At 65.4% G+C, this 16,321-nt stretch carries 19 protein-coding genes and 1 tRNA gene; 17 read left to right on the forward strand and 3 right to left on the reverse strand.

All coding sequences use genetic code 11. The features are described from left to right. The first annotated feature begins 7 nt into the window (after positions 1-7). The 15 genes from ACFPPA_RS15380 to ACFPPA_RS15450 all read left to right on the forward strand — a co-directional run bounded on the left by ACFPPA_RS15380 (position 8) and on the right by ACFPPA_RS15450 (position 12,147). Entirely contained in the window at positions 8-742 is a 735-nt protein-coding gene (locus ACFPPA_RS15380) for a YebC/PmpR family DNA-binding transcriptional regulator (protein ID WP_377321467.1), read from the forward strand. Between the two features lie 35 nt (positions 743-777). After that, positions 778-1,299, forward strand: coding sequence for a crossover junction endodeoxyribonuclease RuvC (ruvC, locus tag ACFPPA_RS15385; RefSeq protein WP_377321469.1), 522 nt, complete (start codon positions 778-780; stop codon positions 1,297-1,299). Then, a complete protein-coding gene (gene ruvA / locus ACFPPA_RS15390; protein WP_377321471.1) occupies positions 1,296-1,892 on the forward strand; it encodes a Holliday junction branch migration protein RuvA in 597 nt (198 codons plus the stop codon). Before ruvC ends, ruvA begins: the two co-directional genes overlap by 4 nt. A gap of 15 nt (positions 1,893-1,907) precedes the next feature. Further along, a complete protein-coding gene (locus ACFPPA_RS15395; RefSeq protein ID WP_377321473.1) occupies positions 1,908-3,839 on the forward strand; it encodes a potassium transporter Kup in 1,932 nt (643 codons plus the stop codon). Positions 3,840-3,932: 93 nt separating this feature from the next. Continuing rightward, complete coding sequence (ruvB, locus tag ACFPPA_RS15400) at positions 3,933-4,982, forward strand: Holliday junction branch migration DNA helicase RuvB (protein ID WP_377321475.1); 1,050 nt, start codon at positions 3,933-3,935, stop codon at positions 4,980-4,982. Further along, on the forward strand, positions 4,975-5,394 hold the full coding sequence (ybgC, locus tag ACFPPA_RS15405) for a tol-pal system-associated acyl-CoA thioesterase (protein WP_377321477.1): 420 nt from the start codon (positions 4,975-4,977) through the stop codon (positions 5,392-5,394). The genes ruvB and ybgC overlap by 8 nt, the downstream gene beginning before the upstream one ends. 34 nt (positions 5,395-5,428) lie before the next feature. Next, entirely contained in the window at positions 5,429-6,115 is a 687-nt protein-coding gene (tolQ, locus tag ACFPPA_RS15410) for a protein TolQ (RefSeq protein ID WP_377321479.1), read from the forward strand. A gap of 14 nt (positions 6,116-6,129) precedes the next feature. After that, positions 6,130-6,582: a protein TolR gene (tolR, locus tag ACFPPA_RS15415; protein WP_377321481.1), complete on the forward strand. Its 453-nt coding sequence runs from the start codon at positions 6,130-6,132 to the stop codon at positions 6,580-6,582. Continuing rightward, positions 6,569-7,516, forward strand: coding sequence for a cell envelope integrity protein TolA (gene tolA / locus ACFPPA_RS15420; protein WP_377321483.1), 948 nt, complete (start codon positions 6,569-6,571; stop codon positions 7,514-7,516). Before tolR ends, tolA begins: the two co-directional genes overlap by 14 nt. 8 nt (positions 7,517-7,524) lie before the next feature. Next, positions 7,525-8,841 carry a Tol-Pal system beta propeller repeat protein TolB gene (tolB, locus tag ACFPPA_RS15425; RefSeq protein WP_377321485.1) on the forward strand — a complete coding sequence of 439 codons (1,317 nt, stop codon included), beginning with the start codon at positions 7,525-7,527 and terminating at the stop codon, positions 8,839-8,841. A gap of 254 nt (positions 8,842-9,095) precedes the next feature. Continuing rightward, on the forward strand, positions 9,096-9,605 hold the full coding sequence (gene pal / locus ACFPPA_RS15430; RefSeq protein WP_377321487.1) for a peptidoglycan-associated lipoprotein Pal: 510 nt from the start codon (positions 9,096-9,098) through the stop codon (positions 9,603-9,605). Continuing rightward, complete coding sequence (gene ybgF / locus ACFPPA_RS15435; RefSeq protein WP_377321489.1) at positions 9,605-10,456, forward strand: tol-pal system protein YbgF; 852 nt, start codon at positions 9,605-9,607, stop codon at positions 10,454-10,456. The genes pal and ybgF overlap by 1 nt, the downstream gene beginning before the upstream one ends. Positions 10,457-10,466: 10 nt before the next feature. Next, positions 10,467-11,159 (forward strand): 7-carboxy-7-deazaguanine synthase QueE, encoded by a 693-nt coding sequence (queE, locus tag ACFPPA_RS15440; protein WP_377321491.1) that lies wholly within the window; start codon positions 10,467-10,469, stop codon positions 11,157-11,159. A gap of 160 nt (positions 11,160-11,319) precedes the next feature. After that, a complete protein-coding gene (gene queC / locus ACFPPA_RS15445; protein WP_377321493.1) occupies positions 11,320-12,006 on the forward strand; it encodes a 7-cyano-7-deazaguanine synthase QueC in 687 nt (228 codons plus the stop codon). Positions 12,007-12,071: 65 nt separating this feature from the next. Then, a tRNA-Lys gene (locus ACFPPA_RS15450) sits at positions 12,072-12,147 on the forward strand. 74 nt (positions 12,148-12,221) lie between these two features. On the opposite strand, the gene ACFPPA_RS15455 is transcribed toward ACFPPA_RS15450, so the two are convergent. The 3 genes from ACFPPA_RS15455 to ACFPPA_RS15465 are packed head-to-tail and all read right to left on the reverse strand — an operon-like array spanning position 12,222 to position 15,287. Continuing rightward, positions 12,222-12,938 carry a TVP38/TMEM64 family protein gene (locus tag ACFPPA_RS15455; protein WP_377321495.1) on the reverse strand — a complete coding sequence of 239 codons (717 nt, stop codon included), beginning with the start codon at positions 12,936-12,938 and terminating at the stop codon, positions 12,222-12,224. Beyond that, positions 12,935-13,495, reverse strand: coding sequence for a nucleoside deaminase (locus ACFPPA_RS15460; RefSeq protein ID WP_377321497.1), 561 nt, complete (start codon positions 13,493-13,495; stop codon positions 12,935-12,937). The genes ACFPPA_RS15455 and ACFPPA_RS15460 overlap by 4 nt, the downstream gene beginning before the upstream one ends. Positions 13,496-13,523: 28 nt before the next feature. After that, the gene (locus ACFPPA_RS15465) at positions 13,524-15,287 is read right to left on the reverse strand and encodes a glutamine--tRNA ligase/YqeY domain fusion protein (protein ID WP_377321499.1); all 1,764 of its coding nucleotides are present in this window, start codon (positions 15,285-15,287) and stop codon (positions 13,524-13,526) included. A 126-nt stretch (positions 15,288-15,413) separates the two neighbouring features. Here ACFPPA_RS15465 and ACFPPA_RS15470 point away from each other — a divergent pair, with 126 nt between their 5' ends. Then, positions 15,414-15,692, forward strand: coding sequence for a putative signal transducing protein (locus ACFPPA_RS15470; RefSeq protein ID WP_377321501.1), 279 nt, complete (start codon positions 15,414-15,416; stop codon positions 15,690-15,692). Positions 15,693-15,727: 35 nt separating this feature from the next. Then, positions 15,728-16,246: an adenine phosphoribosyltransferase gene (locus ACFPPA_RS15475; RefSeq protein ID WP_377321503.1), complete on the forward strand. Its 519-nt coding sequence runs from the start codon at positions 15,728-15,730 to the stop codon at positions 16,244-16,246. Positions 16,247-16,321: the final 75 nt, after the last annotated feature.

The raw sequence follows: 16,321 nt of genomic DNA on the forward strand, positions 1-16,321 counted from the left end.
CAATGTCATGGGTAGAGGCCCGTCCATCGAAGGTCGCAAGAACGCCGAAGACGCCAAGCGCGCCAAGGTGTTCACCAAGCTGATTCGCGAAATCACCGTGGCAACCCGTGCGGGGGTGGCCGATCCGGCCAGCAATTCGCGGCTGCGCGCGGCGATCGACAAGGCGCTGTCGGCGAACATGACCCGCGACACCATCGACCGTGCGGTCAAGCGTGGCTCGGGTGCCGATGGCGGCGCCGACATGCAGGAGTTGCGCTACGAGGGCTATGGCCCGGCCGGCATCGCATTGATCATCGAGACCTTCACCGACAACCCGGTCCGCACGGTGGCCGAGGTGCGCCATGCGTTGAGCAAGCATGGCGGCAATCTCGGCACCAGCGGCTCGGTGGCGTTCCAGTTCAATCGCTGCGGCGAGCTGGTGTTCGCCACCGCCGGTGATGCGGCGGCCGAGGAGAAGGTGCTGGAGGCAGCCCTCGAGGCCGGTGCCGACGACGTCGTCAATGAGCATGGCGAGAGCACCGTGCTGTGCACGCCGGAAAATTTCGAGGCGGTGCAGCAGGCCCTGATCGACGCCGGATTGAGTGCCGTGCACGCCGGCGTGGTGATGCGTCCGAACAACCGGGTCGAGGTTCCGGAGGACGCGCTCGAGGCACTGCTGGATCTGCTCGAGAAGCTCGATGCGCTGGACGATGTGAGCGAGGTGTCGCACAACGCCCTGCTGCCGGCCGAGGTTGCCGAATAAGTCGGAGGCCTCGTGCCCTCCGCTTCGCATCAGCGATGACCCGCATTCTTGGCATTGACCCGGGCAGTCAGCGTACCGGCGTCGGCATCATCGACGTCGACGACGCGGGCAAGTTGACCCATGTCTTCCACTCGGCGCTGGTGGTGGCCGGTGAGGCCAGCTTCCCGCTGCGCCTGAAACGCATCTTTGACGAGCTGTGTGACATCATCGCCACCCATCGGCCGGCCGAGTGCGGAATCGAGCGCGTGTTCATGGCGCGCAACCCCGATTCGGCGTTGAAGCTGGGCCAGGCACGCGGCGCCGCGATCTGCGCGGTGGTCAGTCAGGGGATCGTGGTGCACGAGTACGCAGCAACCGAAGTGAAGCAATCCGTGGTCGGCAGCGGGCGCAGCGACAAGACCCAGGTACAGCACATGATCGGCGTGCTGCTGGGTCTCAAGGGGCCGCTGCAGGCCGATGCGGCCGATGCGCTGGCGATCGCGGTGACCCATGCGCACACCCGTGCCAGCCTGGCCCGGGTCGGCATTCCGCGCTCGGCCTGGAGGCGGCGCCGATGATCGGGCGACTGCGCGGCATCCTGGTCTCCAAGCAGCCGCCGGCCTTGCTGGTCGAAGTCGCCGGCGTCGGTTACGAAGTCGAAGCGCCGATGTCGACCATCTACGACCTCCCCGGCGTGGGCAAGGAAGTGATCCTGCTGATCCACCACGCGGTGAAGGAAGACAGCGTGGCGCTGTACGGTTTCCTGCACGAGAGCGAGCGGGTGCTGTTCCGCAACCTGCTGAAGGTCAGCGGGATCGGCGCGAAGATCGCGCTGGCCGTGCTGTCCGGCGTGTCCACCGACCATTTTGCGCGACTGGTACACGCCGGCGACGTGGTCGCGCTGACCAAGATTCCCGGCATCGGCAAGAAGACCGCCGAGCGCATCGTGGTGGAGTTGCGCGATCGCCTAGACGGCATGTCCGGCCTTCCCGGCAGCTCGATGCAGGGGGCCGGGGCGCCGCTGGACGCGTCCGGTGAAGCCACCGTGGCCTTGCAGCAACTGGGCTACAAGCCGGCCGAGGTGAGCCGGCTGGTGCAGAAGGTCGCGGCCGAAGGCGACGACGCCGAAACCATCATTCGCAAGGCGCTGCGCGCCGCACTCGGCAGCTAGGCAGCCAGGATATCCATGAACGAGCAAGCGCATAAGCAGGCATCATCGCCGGCCACCGGTGAGACCGGGAACGGCCATGGTGCGCGATCGACCCTGATTCTGGGCGCGATCGGCATCGTGTTCGGCGACATCGGCACCAGTCCGCTGTACACCATGCACGAGACGTTTCTTCCCGAGCACGGCCTGCACCCGCGTCCGAGCACGGTGCTGGGGATTCTTTCGCTGATCACCTGGTCGTTGATCATGGTGGTGGCGGTCAAGTACGTCAGCCTGGTCATGCGTGCCGACAACAAGGGCGAGGGCGGCATCATGGCGCTGATGACGCTGGCCCAGCGCGCCAGCGGCAAGTCGCTGGGCATGCGTCGTGCGGTGATGTTCATGGCCCTGCTGGGGGCGGCGCTGTTCTTCGGCGACGGGGTCATCACGCCGTCGATCTCGGTGCTCTCTGCCGTCGAGGGCCTGAAGGTGGCGGCACCGGGCCTGGAACACTGGGTGGTGCCGATCACCGTGCTGGTGCTGCTTGGTCTGTTCTGGCTGCAGCGCCACGGCACGGCCAAGGTCGGCGCGATCTTCGGCCCGGTGATGGTGCTGTGGTTTCTGGCGCTGGGCGTGATCGGCGTGTGGAACATCATCCAGGCGCCGGGTGTGCTGTACGCGCTCAATCCCTGGTACGCCGTGCAGTTCTTCATGACCCACGGCAGTACCTCGATACTGGCGCTGGGCTCGGTGGTGCTGTGCGTGACCGGGGCCGAGGCGCTGTACACCGACATGGGGCATTTCGGCCGTTTTCCGATTCGCACGGCCTGGTTCTTCTTCGTGATGCCGGCGCTGCTGCTGAACTACTACGGCCAGGGTGGGCTGCTGCTGGTGCATCCCGAGGCGATCGCCAACCCGTTCTACCATTCGGTGCCGACCTGGGCGCTGTACCCGATGATCGGCCTGGCTACCCTGTCGACGGTGATCGCGTCGCAGGCGGTGATCTCCGGCGCCTTCACGGTGACCCGCCAGGCGATCCAGCTGGGTTTCCTGCCGCGCATGGAGGTGATCCATACCTCGCGCGAGGCGATCGGGCAGATTTTCCTGCCGTGGGTCAATCGCGCGTTGATGGTCACGGTGATCGCCACCGTGGTCGGCTTCGGTTCGTCCAACGCGCTGGCCGGCGCCTACGGCATCGCGGTGACCGGCACCATGGCGATCGACACCGTGCTGGTGATGATCGTGGCCAGGCGCATGTGGCAATGGAACCGTGCACTGGTGATCGGCCTGGGCCTGGTGCTGCTGAGCATCGACCTGAGCTATTTCGGCGCCAACACCCTGAAGATCCTGCAGGGTGGCTGGTTCCCGCTGGTGCTCGGCCTGCTGATGTTCGCCGTGATGACCACCTGGCGCCGCGGCCGCGAACTGGTCGTGCGCGAGATCAAGCAGGGCGGGCTGGCGCTGGCGCCTTTCATCGAGAACATGACCGAGCATCCGCCGCTGCGGGTGCCCGGTACGGCGATCTTCCTCACCGCCAACCTCAGCGCGGTGCCGCATGCCCTGCTGCACAATCTCAAGCACAACAAGGTGCTGCACGAGCGCAACGTACTGCTGACCGTGGCCATTCTGGAGACGCCGGTGGCCGAGGCGGACGAGCGCATCCAGCTCACCGCGCTGACGCCGTCCACCGACGATTTCTACGCGCTCGAACTGCGCTTCGGTTTTGCCGAGGATCCGAACATCCCGCTGGCGCTGTCGCAATGTTCGAGCGAGGGTATCCAGTTCGACATGATGAACACCACGTTCTTCCTCTCGCGCGAAAGCATCGTTGCCGATGCGCGGCGTCCGGGCATGGCGCTGTGGCGCGACAAGCTGTTCGCCTTCATGTCGCGCAATGCGCTGCCGGCCACGGCGTTCTTCCAGATTCCCGGCAACCGGCTGATCGAGCTGGGTGCGCAGGTGGAGATATAGGAATGAGTGTGGAGAAGTGAGAAATGAGTAAATGCGGCAAGGCCGACTCGCTGCTCACTCCTCTCCGCTCGTTTCTGCGGCCATAATGCCGGCATGACCGAAGCCCGTATCATCACCGCTGCCGCCCAGTTCGACGACGACGCGCTGGAAGCCACCATCCGTCCCAAGCGGCTGGCCGAATACCTGGGCCAGCAGTCGGTGCGCGAACAATTGTCGATCTACATCGAAGCGGCCAGGAAGCGCGGTGGCGCGCTCGATCACGTGCTGATCTTCGGGCCGCCGGGCCTGGGCAAGACCACGCTCAGCCATGTCATCGCCAATGAGCTCGGGGTCAACCTGCGTTCGACTTCCGGTCCGGTACTGGAACGCGCCGGCGACCTGGCGGCGTTGCTGACCAACCTGGAGGCGAACGACGTGCTGTTCGTCGACGAGATCCATCGGTTGTCACCGGTGGTGGAGGAGGTGCTCTATCCGGCGATGGAGGATTTCCAGATCGACATCATGATCGGCGAGGGGCCGGCCGCGCGTTCGATCAAGCTGGACCTGCCGCCGTTCACCCTGATCGGCGCAACCACCCGCGCGGGCATGCTCACCGCGCCCTTGCGTGATCGCTTCGGCATTGTGCAGCGGCTGGAGTTCTATACAGCTGAAGAGCTGGCCGCGATCGTGCGCCGCGCCGCGCGCATCCTGGGCATCGTCTGCGCACCGGAAGGGGCGCAGGAGATCGCGCGCCGCTCGCGCGGCACGCCGCGCATCGCCAACCGCCTGCTGCGCCGGGTGCGCGATTACGCCGAAGTGCGTGCCGGCGGCGAGATCACCCTGGCGGTGGCGCAGGCCGCGCTGGACATGCTGAAGATCGACCCGGAGGGTTTCGACGAGCTGGATCGGCGCCTGCTGGGCCTGATCGTGGAGAACTTCGACGGCGGCCCGGTCGGGGTGGAATCCCTGGCCGCGGCGCTCAGCGAGGATCGCGGCACGCTGGAGGACGTGGTCGAACCGTACCTGATCCAGCAGGGTTACCTGGTGCGTACCGCCCGCGGACGCATGATCAGTGCGAAGGGCTGGCGTCACCTGGGACTGGTGCCGCCGCCGCGGCCGGCGCCGGCCGCCGACCTGTTCAATGCCGAGGCCGACGATGTCTGAGCCCGTGCCCGTGCTGCCTTTCAGCTGGCCGGTTCGGGTGTACTGGGAAGACACCGACGCCGGCGGGGTGGTCTATCACGCCGGCTACCTGCGCTTCATGGAACGCGCCCGCAGCGAGTGGATGCGGGCGCTCGGCGTCGACCAGCTGGCGTTCAAGCAGGCGACCGGCCTGGCCTTCATGGTGCGCGACATGCAGATCGACTTCCTCAAGCCAGCCCTGCTGGATGATGAACTGTCGGTAACGGTCGAAGTCAAAGAACGGCGCGCAGCCAGTATCCTGTTCACCCAGACGATCACGAAGATGGATGGCTGCTGCCTGGTTCGCGCCAGCGTGCGGGTGGCCTGCGTGGATATCCGGCGCATGCGTCCGGCACCGATTCCGACCGATCTGATTCCAGAACCCGCACCCTAGACAACCAAGCCGACTGGCGGAGAACCTTCAAGCAATGAATGGTGGACTGAACATTTTCTCGCTGATCGCGGATTCGAGCATTCCAGTGCAACTGGTGCTGCTGGTGTTGCTGGTATTCTCGTTCCTGTCCTGGGTGATCATCATCCGCAAGTACACCCAGACCAAGGCGGCGCTGGAAGACGCCGAGGCGTTCGAGGAACGCTTCTGGTCCGGCGGCGATCTGGCCCAGCTGTTCCGCGAGGTCAGCAATCGCGAGGCCAACAATGGCGGCATCGAGAACATCTTCGAGTCGGGCTTCCGCGAGTTCGCGCGCCAGCGCCAGCGCAAGACGCATGACACGCGCAGCGTCATCGAGGGTTCCGAGCGCGCGATGCAGGTTGCCGGCACGCGCGAGATCGGACTGCTCGAGCGCAACCTGGAGTTCCTCGCCAACGTCGGTTCGATCAGTCCCTACGTGGGCCTGTTCGGTACGGTGTGGGGCATCATGGGCGCGTTCCAGGGCCTGGGCGAGATGAAGGACGTGACCATCGCGGTGGTCGCGCCGCACATCTCCGAGGCCCTGATCGCCACCGCGATGGGCCTGTTCGCGGCGATCCCGGCGCAGTGGGCGTACAACCGCTACGCGACCAAGGTCGAGCGCATCGCCTCGCGCTACGACGTGTTCCAGGAAGAGTTCTCCTCGGTGCTGCAGCGGCAGATCCAGACCGACGACGTCGCCTGAGCGGAGCAGCAGCCATGCGAACCTCCGGGCGCCAGAAGCGCTACAAGCTCAAATCCGAAATCAACGTCGTGCCCTACATCGACGTGATGCTGGTGCTGCTGATCATCTTCATGGTCACCACGCCGATGATGAATTCCAGTGTCGACGTGCAGTTGCCCCAGGCCAACGCCAAGTCGCTGCAGCAGAAGAAGGACCCGGTGCTGGTCTCGGTGCTGCAGGACGGCCAGCTCTACCTGACCCTGAGCGGGGCGAAGAAGGAACTGGTCGACGAAGACACGCTCAAGCTCAAGGTGGGCGCGTTCGTGCGCCAGAACCCGGAAGTCAGCGTGCTGGTCGGCGGCGACGAGCGCGGCCCCTATGGCGGCGTGTTCAAGGTGCTGGCCGACCTGCAGCAGGCGGGTGTCGCCAAGGTGGGCCTGATGGGTCAGCCCGAGCAGGGCAAGAGCACGTCCAATGGACGAAAGTAAGGCGACACCGAAGGCGGTCGTACTTTCCGCCATCCTGCACATCGGCATCGTGGGCTTCCTGTTCCTCGCGATCCTGCCGTGCTCGAGCTACGAGCATGTCTTCGATGCGCTGGGCCTGCCCAGCTGGATGAACCCGATCACCTGTTCGAGGCCGCTGGAGCTGCAGGGACCGATCATCGAGGCGACCCTGATCGGCCCCACCGGCAGCCCGCCGCCGAAGGCGGTCAAGGTCAAGCCGGTGCCCAACAGCGTGCCGCCGCCGCCCACGGTGCCGCCGCCCCCCACACCGCCGACGCCGGAGAAGCCGGTGGTGAAGACGTTGCCGCCGCCACCCGTGCATCCGGACGTGGTGGACCAGGAGAAGGTGGTCGCCGACGCCATGCAGAAGGCCGAGGACGCCAAGAAACTGCAGGAGGAGAAGGAACGCCAGCGCCAGTCCGAACTCGACGCGCAGGTGGCGAAGAAGAAGGAGGAGGAGAAGAAGAAGCTCGACGCGCTGTTTGCCAAGCTGGACGCCGCTTCGCTCCAGACCAAGAAGCTGGACAGCAAGGCCCGGCAGGCCAAACAGCAGATGGAGGACCTGAAGAACGCGCAGGACGACGGTCAGCCCGACCTGCCCGCCGCGGCGCAGCGCCAGACCGGCAACAACAGCCAGAACAGCAGCCTGGCCGATGAGTACGCTGCGGCCATTCAGAATGCGGTCACACCGAACTGGCTGCGGCCGGATAACATGCCGAGTGTTCCGTGTCAGGTGCATATCGTGCAGTCACCTGGTGGTGACGTGATGAGTGCCACCGTCGATTCCAGTTGTCCCTACGACGATGCCGGCCGGCGTTCGGTCGAAAATGCGGTGTTGCGTACCAAGACCTTGCCCTACAAGGGCTTCGAAAGTGTGTTCCAGCGCCACCTTACCTTCACCTTCAGGCCGCAATGATCAAGCCCATGCGCAAATTCAGCTCAAGCTTCGCCGTCATCCTGCTGGCCATCGCAGCCCTTTTTGCTGGCCCGGTCGCCGCCCAGTCGTTGAATGTCGACATCGTCGGGGGGGTCAAGACGGCCACCCCGATCGTGGTGGTCCCGTTCGCCCAGCAGGGCGGCACGCCGCTGTCGACCGACGTGGCCGACGTGATCCGCAACGATTTCAACCGATCCGGCAAGTTCCGCTCGCTGGCCAAGAGCGATATCGTGGAATTCCCCGCCACGGGCCCGGACATCAAGTTCGCCACCTGGCGGTTGCTCAAGCAGGACTACATCACGGTCGGCCGCATCAGCGATGCGGGCAGCGGCATGCTGAAGGTCGATTTCGAGCTGTGGGACGTCAACAAGCAGACGGAACTGGCCGGCGGTACCTACACCACGCCGGCCGGTGACCTGCGCGGCGTGGCGCACCAGATCGCCGACCAGATCTATCAGAAGATCACCGGCGTGCGCGGTGCATTCTGGACCCGCATCGCCTACATCACGGCCGTCGGCCTCGGCAACAACACCACCTATTCGCTGATCGTGGCCGATTCGGACGGCTACAACCCGCAGGTGGTCGCCCGATCCAGGGAGTCGCTGCTGTCGCCGTCGTGGTCGCCGGACGGCAAGAAGATCGCCTACGTCTCGTTCGAGAGCGGCAACTCGAACATCTACATACAGGACATCACCACCGGCTCGCGCCAGCTGGTCGAATCGCATCCCCGCGGCATCAACGGCGCGCCGGCCTGGTCGCCGGACGGCACCAAGCTGGCAGTGGCGCTGTCTTATGTAGGCAACCTCGAGCTGTTCACGCTCGACCTGGCCACCCACAAGGAAACGCAGCTGACCCACAGCCTGTCGATCGATACCGAGCCGGTCTGGGCACCGGACGGCCAGAGCATCTATTTCACCTCCGACCGTTCGGGGCGACCGCAGGTCTACCAGATCGCCGCCACCGGCGGTACGCCGGAGCGGATCACCTTCGAGGGGCAGGGAAATCAGGACCCCGCGGAAAGCTTTGACGGCAAGCAACTCGCGATGGTGCAGAGCAACGGGAACGTGTATCGTATTGCCATCATGGACCGTAGTCTGGGTAATCAGGTACGGTTCCTCTCGCCGGGTCCGCTTGACGAATCCCCGAGTTTTGCTCCGAATGCCAGCATGCTGCTGTACGCCGCTACAGAAGGACGTCGCGGAGTACTGTATGCCGTATCGGCTGATGGCCTGGTTCGCCAACGCCTTGTGCTTTCCGATGGCGATGTGCGCGAGCCTGCCTGGGGTCCATACCGGCAACGTTGATTTTTTTTCACCATGCTGCTGCACGAAAGTGCGGCGGCATGTTGCCCATGGATTGGGCCCGAACAGCGCCTCTGGCGCGTTTCGGTTTCCGGCAGTGGCGCTTTGTCGCGTTTCCGCCAGTCAGGGCGACCATGCAGCAACACGCACGGTCGTTCTTTCAGATGTCAGAATAACAGCCGGTCGACCGGCGTCAGCTGTCCCGTTACCCCAACCATCATCAGTTTGTCGGAACTCAACTCGTAAGGAACGTCACCATGAATAAGACAGTTCGCATTGCCCTGGTTGCCCTGCTCTGCGTGGGCGCGGCCGCTTGCACCAAGAAGGCCGAAGTCAAGGCGCCGGCTCCGATGCCGGAGCAGGCCCCGCAGCAGCAGGCTCCGGAGTCCAATGGCAAGTACACGCCCGCCGATCTCGACACGGATGCCTGCCTGCGCCAGCGCGTCGTGTACTTTGATTTCGACAAGTCCGAAATCAAGCCCGAATTCCAGCAGATCGTGGCGTGCCACGCCAAGTACCTGCAGGATCGCCCGAGCTCGCACATCCGTCTCGAAGGCAACACCGACGAGCGCGGCACCCGCGAGTACAACCTGGGCCTCGGCGAGCGTCGTGGCAATGCGCTCTCCAGCGCCCTGCAGGCAGCCGGCGGTTCGGCCAGCCAGCTCGAAGTGATCAGCTACGGCAAGGAAAAGCCGGTGTGCCGTGAGCACAACGAGGATTGCTGGAGCAAGAATCGTCGCGTCGAGATCGTCTACACGGCGCAGTAATGATGAAGCGACTGGCTAACAGCTTTGCAGCCAGGCTCGGCATGGCGGGCGCACTCGCGTCCGCCATGCTGTTCGCGGTTCCGGTACTTGCGCAGGACTCGCGGCTGAGTCTCGCCGACCGCGTCGCGCGACTGGAACAGCAGGCACAGAACAGGGACCAGGGCGGTATCGGCATGGTCAACCAGATGCAGCAACTGCAATCGCAGGTGCAGCAACTGCAGGGTCAGATCGAGGAATTGCGGCATCAGCTGCAGCAGCTCGACGACAAGAACAAGGCCCAGTACGCCGACATCGACGCCCGCCTGGGGCGCCTCGAGGGCGGCAGTGCGGGTGCCGGCGCGACGGCGGGCAGCAGCCCGCAGGCGCAGGCCAATACTCCGGCTGCCTCGGCCAAAGGCGCGGCGACCGACCATGCGGCAGCCAGCGAGCCGGGCAACAACCCGGGCACTGCCGCCGATCCGGCAACCGTGCAGGCGGCCTACGACGTCGCCTTCAAGGCGATCCGCAGTGGCAATTATGTCGAGGCCTCGCGCGAGTTCCGCAGCTTCATCCAGCAATACCCGGACAGCGCGCTGGCGCCGAACGCCTGGTACTGGCTGGGAGAGTCGTATTACGCCACCACCAACTATCCGGTCGCGCTGGAGTCGTTCCAGCGGTTGCTCAGCCAGTTTCCGCAGAGCGACAAGGCCCCCGACGCGCTGCTCAAGGTCGGATACAGCCAGATTGAACTCAAGCAGTTCGATGCGGCGAAGGCCACGCTGAAGACGGTAACGACCAGGTATCCGGGTTCCAAGGTGGCCAGTCTGGCCCAGGAGCGCCTGCAACGCCTGCAACTGCAGTCCGGCGGCTGAGTACGTAGCGATGAGTGGCAACGATGTCCGTCCGGCGTCCACCACGCCGGCTGCTGCTGTCGCCGAGCGGTTGCGCATTACCGAGATCTTCCACTCGATCCAGGGCGAAGCCGATGCGATCGGCTGGCGCACCGTGTTCGTGCGGCTGACCGGCTGCCCGCTCCGCTGCGTCTGGTGCGACACCGAGTATTCATTCTATGGTGGCGACTGGCGCGCGATCGACGACATCCTCGCCGAAGTGGCATCGCATGGGGCCCGGCACGTCTGCGTGACCGGTGGCGAACCGCTGGCGCAGAAGCGCTGCCTGATCCTGCTGCAGAAGCTGTGCGATGCGGGCCACGAGGTATCGCTGGAGACTTCCGGGGCACTGGATGTTTCCGCGGTCGATCCACGGGTGCGCAAGGTGATGGACCTGAAGGCACCCGATTCCGGCGAGAGTGGACGCAACCTGTGGTCGAATCTCGATCACCTGCTGCCGCACGACCAGATCAAGATCGTGATCGCCAGCCGGCGCGACTACGAGTGGGCGCGTACGATGCTGACCGAGCATGCGCTGGCCGATCGCTGCATGGTGCTGTTCTCACCGGTGCATGGCGCGGTGCAGCCGCGCGATCTGGCCGAGTGGATCATCGCCGACAAGCTGCCGGTACGCTTCCAGATGCAACTGCACAAGTTGCTGTGGAATGACGCGGCCGGCCACTGAGGGCGAGAAATGAGTGGAGAGGAGTGAGAAACGAGCAAGTGCGGACAAGCCACTCGTTTCTCACTCCTCTCCACTCACTCCTGTTACACGCGTGTCGGCCTGTGTTGCCGGCGGCGCTTCCCGGCCGGTGACCGGCCTGATTCGTACGGATGCAACGTCAATGTCTGACCATCTTCCCCGCAAAGCCGTCGTACTGGTCTCCGGCGGCATGGACTCGGCTGTCACCATCGCGCTGGCACGCGAGCAGGGCTATCAGGTGCATGCGTTGAGCGTGGCCTATGGCCAGCGTCACAACTCGGAGCTGGCAGCGTCCGAGCGGGTCTCGCGGATGCTCGGCGCCGTGGAGCACAAGACCGTCAGCGTGGATCTGCGCAGCATTGGCGGTTCCGCGCTCACCGCCGACATCGACGTGCCGCTGGATACCGCCGACCGCAGTGATATTCCGGTGACCTATGTGCCGGCGCGCAATACCATCATGCTGTCGATTGCACTGGGCTGGGCCGAGGTGCTGGGTTCCAGCGACCTCTGGTGCGGCGTCAACGCGGTGGACTACTCCGGTTATCCGGATTGCCGTCCTGCCTTCATCGAGGCCTTCGAGACACTGGCGAATGTCGCGACCAAGGCGGGTGTCGAGGGTGCCGGCATCCGCGTGCATGCGCCGCTGATGCGCATGAGCAAGGCCGATATCGCCCGCGAGGGGCAACGCCTCGGCGTGGATTTCTCGATGACGGTCAGTTGCTACCAGGCGGACGGCGACGGACGTGCCTGCGGGCACTGCGACGCCTGCCGCCTGCGTGCGCAGGGCTTCCGCGAAGCGGGCATCGACGATCCCACGCGATACGCCTGAGGACGGCTTTGCTTGTGCCGCCGTCGTGCAGACCGTAAAATTGCCGGCTTGAGTTTTTGAATGTTGGGTCGTTAGCTCAGCTGGTAGAGCAGTAGACTTTTAATCTATTGGTCCCGGGTTCGAATCCCGGACGACCCACCAGTCTTCCACCCGCATGGCGAAACCATGCGGGTTTTTTTGTGCTTCGCGACGTGGCCTGCACGGACAGGCATGCTTCAGTCGACGGGCCTTCGGCCTTGTCGGTAGCGCCGGGTGAAGCGCTCGATCAACGGCGGCAGCAGCGCGAGCAGGGCGATCGCACCCAAGGGCAGCAGTACGGCGCGGTGCATGAACAGGCCGATGCCCAGGTTGCCACTCTGGCTCATGGCATCGCCCAGCCCGGCGCCGATCGACGTTTCGAAGATCAGCGTGATCGTGCCGCCCAGCCAGCTGGCGCCAAGAAACAGCCATAGCGGACAGCACAGCCAGGCCAGCGCGACGGTCACCGCGCCAAACGGCAGTACCGGCACGAAGCGCAGGAACAGCGTGTAACTCACCGGATGTCGTTCAAAACCCTGGTGCAGCCTGGCCACGATCATCGGCGGCTGCTTGCTGCCGGGGCCGAAGGCATAGCGGCTGGCCAGATACAGGATCAGCGAGCCCAGGGTCAGTCCGACCGACGAGTACAACGTGGCATCGACCACACCGAACGCGAAACCGCCCGCCAGGATGATCACGATGGTGCCGGGGATGCCGGTGGCCACGGTCAGCGTCAACAGGCCGGTGTACGCCAGCCGGGCCAGCCAGGGATGTGCGCTGATCTGCGCATGCAGCTCGGCCTGGTGGGCCACCACCTGCCGCGGGCTCAACTGATCGAGCGAGCCGGAGGCAAACAGCACGATGCCCGCCAGCAGCAGCAGGATCAGCGGCAGCGCGGCGCGCAGGCGGCTCAATACGGTGTGCCGGTGGTGCCGTAGTCGGCCAGCACGATACGCGCCTGTTCGCGCAGGATGTCGCGGTGAACGGCGATGTCCCGGCGAACCAGTTCACCGACCCAGTCGACCGGCAACGGGCCCTCGTCGAAGTCGGTGAGCTCTTCGACATCCTGCGAGCGTGCGCCGATCAGCAACTCGTCGATGCCGGCCCAGATACTGGCGCCGTAGCACTGGCAGCACGGTTGCGAGCTGGTGGCCAGCACGTAGCGGCCGCCGTCCTCGTTCAGCCGATACCGGCCCAGCCGCTGTTGCGCGATCATGATCGCCATCATCTCGGCGTGCGCGACGGAACAGCCCTGCGACACCACCCGATTCACGCCGGCGGCCACCAGCCGGCCGCTGTGACCGTCGAACACGGCCGCGCCGAACGGCCCGCCGCCGCCGCGATCGACATTCTGCCGCGACAACTCGACGGCAAGGCCCACGCGCTCCTCATGGCTGGCGTAGCGCCGACCTTCATCGGCGACGTCACCGATCCATGGCGGCAGGGTGAGATGGATCTGCAGCGGCAACATGCGCTTGCTCCGTCTATTCGTCAGCCGTTCACTGACCGGCTTGTTTCGCCCAGATGTCGCGCAGCGTCACGGTGCGGTTGAACACCGGCGACTCGATACGGTGATCGACGCGGTCGGCCACAAAATACCCCAGCCGTTCGAACTGGAAGCGCTGTTCCGGAGCGACCTTGGCGGCGGCGGGCTCCAGCCATGCCTGCACCACGCGTTTGGCTTCGGGGTTGATGTGCTCGAGCCAGCTCTTGCCGTCTTCCTCGTCGTCCGGCTCGGGCACGTTGAACTGGCGGTCGTAGAGGCGCACTTCGGCAGCGACCGCGTGCTTCGCGCTGACCCAGTGGATGGTGCCCTTCACCTTGCGGTCGGCGCCGGGCAGGCCGTGGCGGGTGGTCGGATCGAGCGTGCCGTGCAGCTCGATCAGGTTGCCGCCGGCGTCCTTGACCAGCTGCTCGCACTTGATGATGCCGACGCCACGCAGACGCACTTCACCGTCCGGCTTCAGCCGATGGAAACCCTTGGGCGGAACTTCCGCGAAATCGTCGCGCTCGATCCATACCTCGCGTGCGAACGGCACGTCGCGCATGCCGAAGCTTTCGTCCTTCGGGTGATTCGGGAAGTGCAGCGTTTCCTCGTGGTCTTCCGGCACGTTGGTCAGCACCAGCTTGATGGGATCGAGCACCGCCATGCGGCGTGCCGAGGTGGCATCCAGGTCCTCGCGGATGCAGCCCTCCAGGATCGCGTAGTCGATCACGCTGTTCTGCTTGCTGACACCGACGCGGTCGATCAGCAGGCGCAGCCCCGCCGGGGTGAAACCGCGCCGACGCAGGCCGCGCAGCGTGTTCATGCGCGGGTCGTCCCAGCCATCCACGTGACCCTCGCTGACCAGCTGCGCGAGCTTGCGCTTGCTGGTGATGCAGTAGGACAGGTTCAGGCGCGAGAACTCGATCTGGCGCGGTTTGGCCGGCTCGGTGCGGAAGCCCGACTCGCGCAATGCCTGCCAGAGCTCAGGATGATTCGGCAGGTCGACCCTGTCGACGAACCAGTCGTACAGCGGCCGGTGATCCTCGAATTCCAGCGTGCACAGCGAGTGCGTGATCCCTTCCAGCGCGTCGGACAGGCAGTGTGCGTAGTCGTACATCGGGTAGATCGGCCAGGCGTCGCCGGTGTTCTGGTGGGTGACCTTGCGGATGCGGTAGATCGCCGGGTCGCGCATGTTCATGTTGCCGGAGGCCATGTCGATCTTCGCGCGCAGGGTCTTGCTGCCATCGGCGAATTCGCCCGCGCGCATGCGGCGGAACAGGTCGAGGTTCTCCTCCACCGAACGGTCGCGATAGGGCGAGTTGCGGCCCGGCGCGGTCAGCGTGCCGCGATAGGCGCGCATCTCCTCGACCGGCAGGTCGTCGACGTAGGCGACGCCGTCCTCGATCAGCTTGATCGCCGAACGGTAGAACACCTCGAAGTAATCCGAGGCGTGGCGCAGGTCGTGCCACTGGAAGCCGAGCCAGTGCACATCGTCCTTGATGCCCTCGACGAACTCCGGATCCTCCCTGCCCGGGTTGGTGTCGTCCAGGCGCAGGTTGCACCAGCCGTTGAATTCGTTGGCGATGCCGAAGCTCAGGCAGATCGCCTTGGCGTGGCCGATGTGCAGGTAGCCGTTCGGCTCGGGCGGAAAGCGGGTGTGAATCGCCTGGTGCTTGTTGGCGGCCAGGTCATCACGCACGATCTGCCTGATGAAATCCTGATGCACGGTGGCCGCTGCCGCAGAGGCGGGTGCAAGGGCGGGATTTTCGATCGACATCGGGCAAGGCTCGCAGGCGGTGGCGGAAACGGCCAAGTTTACCTCGTCAGCGCCATCGGACCCAGATCGGGTGGCCGGCGCGGCCGGCGCTTGCCCCGCGATGACGCGCGGGGTAGCGTGCAGCCCATGCATACCGTCTATCGAGCCGAAAACCTGTTCGACGCGCATCTGGTCAAGGACGCGCTCGATGCAGGCGGCATCCCGGCATTCATCGCCGGCGAATATCTCACCGGCGCCGTCGGCCAGTTGCCGGCGATGGATTACATCGCGGTGATGGTGCCCGAATCGAGCCTCGCCACCGCCCGGGGCATCGTGAGCGCGGTGGATGCGCGGCTGAGCGAGGCGCGGCTGGCGATCATGGATATCGGCGAGATGCCCGACGATCCGCAAGCGGTACCCTGCTGATTACCGCCCCACGGCTGCAACGCAAAGGAAGCACCATGCAGGAACTGGCTGGACTGGTTCGCGCGGTACCAGATTTTCCGACCACCGGCGTGCTGTTTCGGGACGTCAGCCCGTTGCTCGCCAGCGCCAGCGCTTTCGCCCGCTGCATCGACGCACTGGCCGAGCCATGGCAGGGGCTCGGCGTACAGGCGGTGTGCGGTATCGAGGCGCGTGGCTTCATCTTCGGCGCCGCACTGGCCCAGCGACTCCACGCCGGCTTCGTGCCGTTGCGCAAGCCGAACAAGCTGCCGCCGCCGGTGCTGGCGGTGGACTATCAGCTGGAATACGGCAGCGATCGGCTGGAGGCGCAGCGCGAGGCGGTCAGGCCCGGCGAACGGGTGCTGCTGGTCGACGACGTGCTGGCCACCGGTGGCACCCTGGCCGCGGCCGCGGCCCTCGCCGACCTGCTGGGCGCCGAGCTGGTCGGTGCCAGCGTGGTGGTCGAACTGACTGCGCTGCAGGGGCGGACTCGTTGGCAGCAGGGTACGCCGCTGCACAGCCTGCTGCGCTACTGATCGCCCGCTTGCCGGTGATCTCGATGCCGCTCGTGCTTCCCGGCCGGCGGCGTGGCTCGCGTGCCGTGGCCATGG

It is taken from the genome of Rhodanobacter ginsengisoli, from assembly GCF_042657065.1.
GTDB lineage: Bacteria > Pseudomonadota > Gammaproteobacteria > Xanthomonadales > Rhodanobacteraceae > Rhodanobacter > Rhodanobacter ginsengisoli.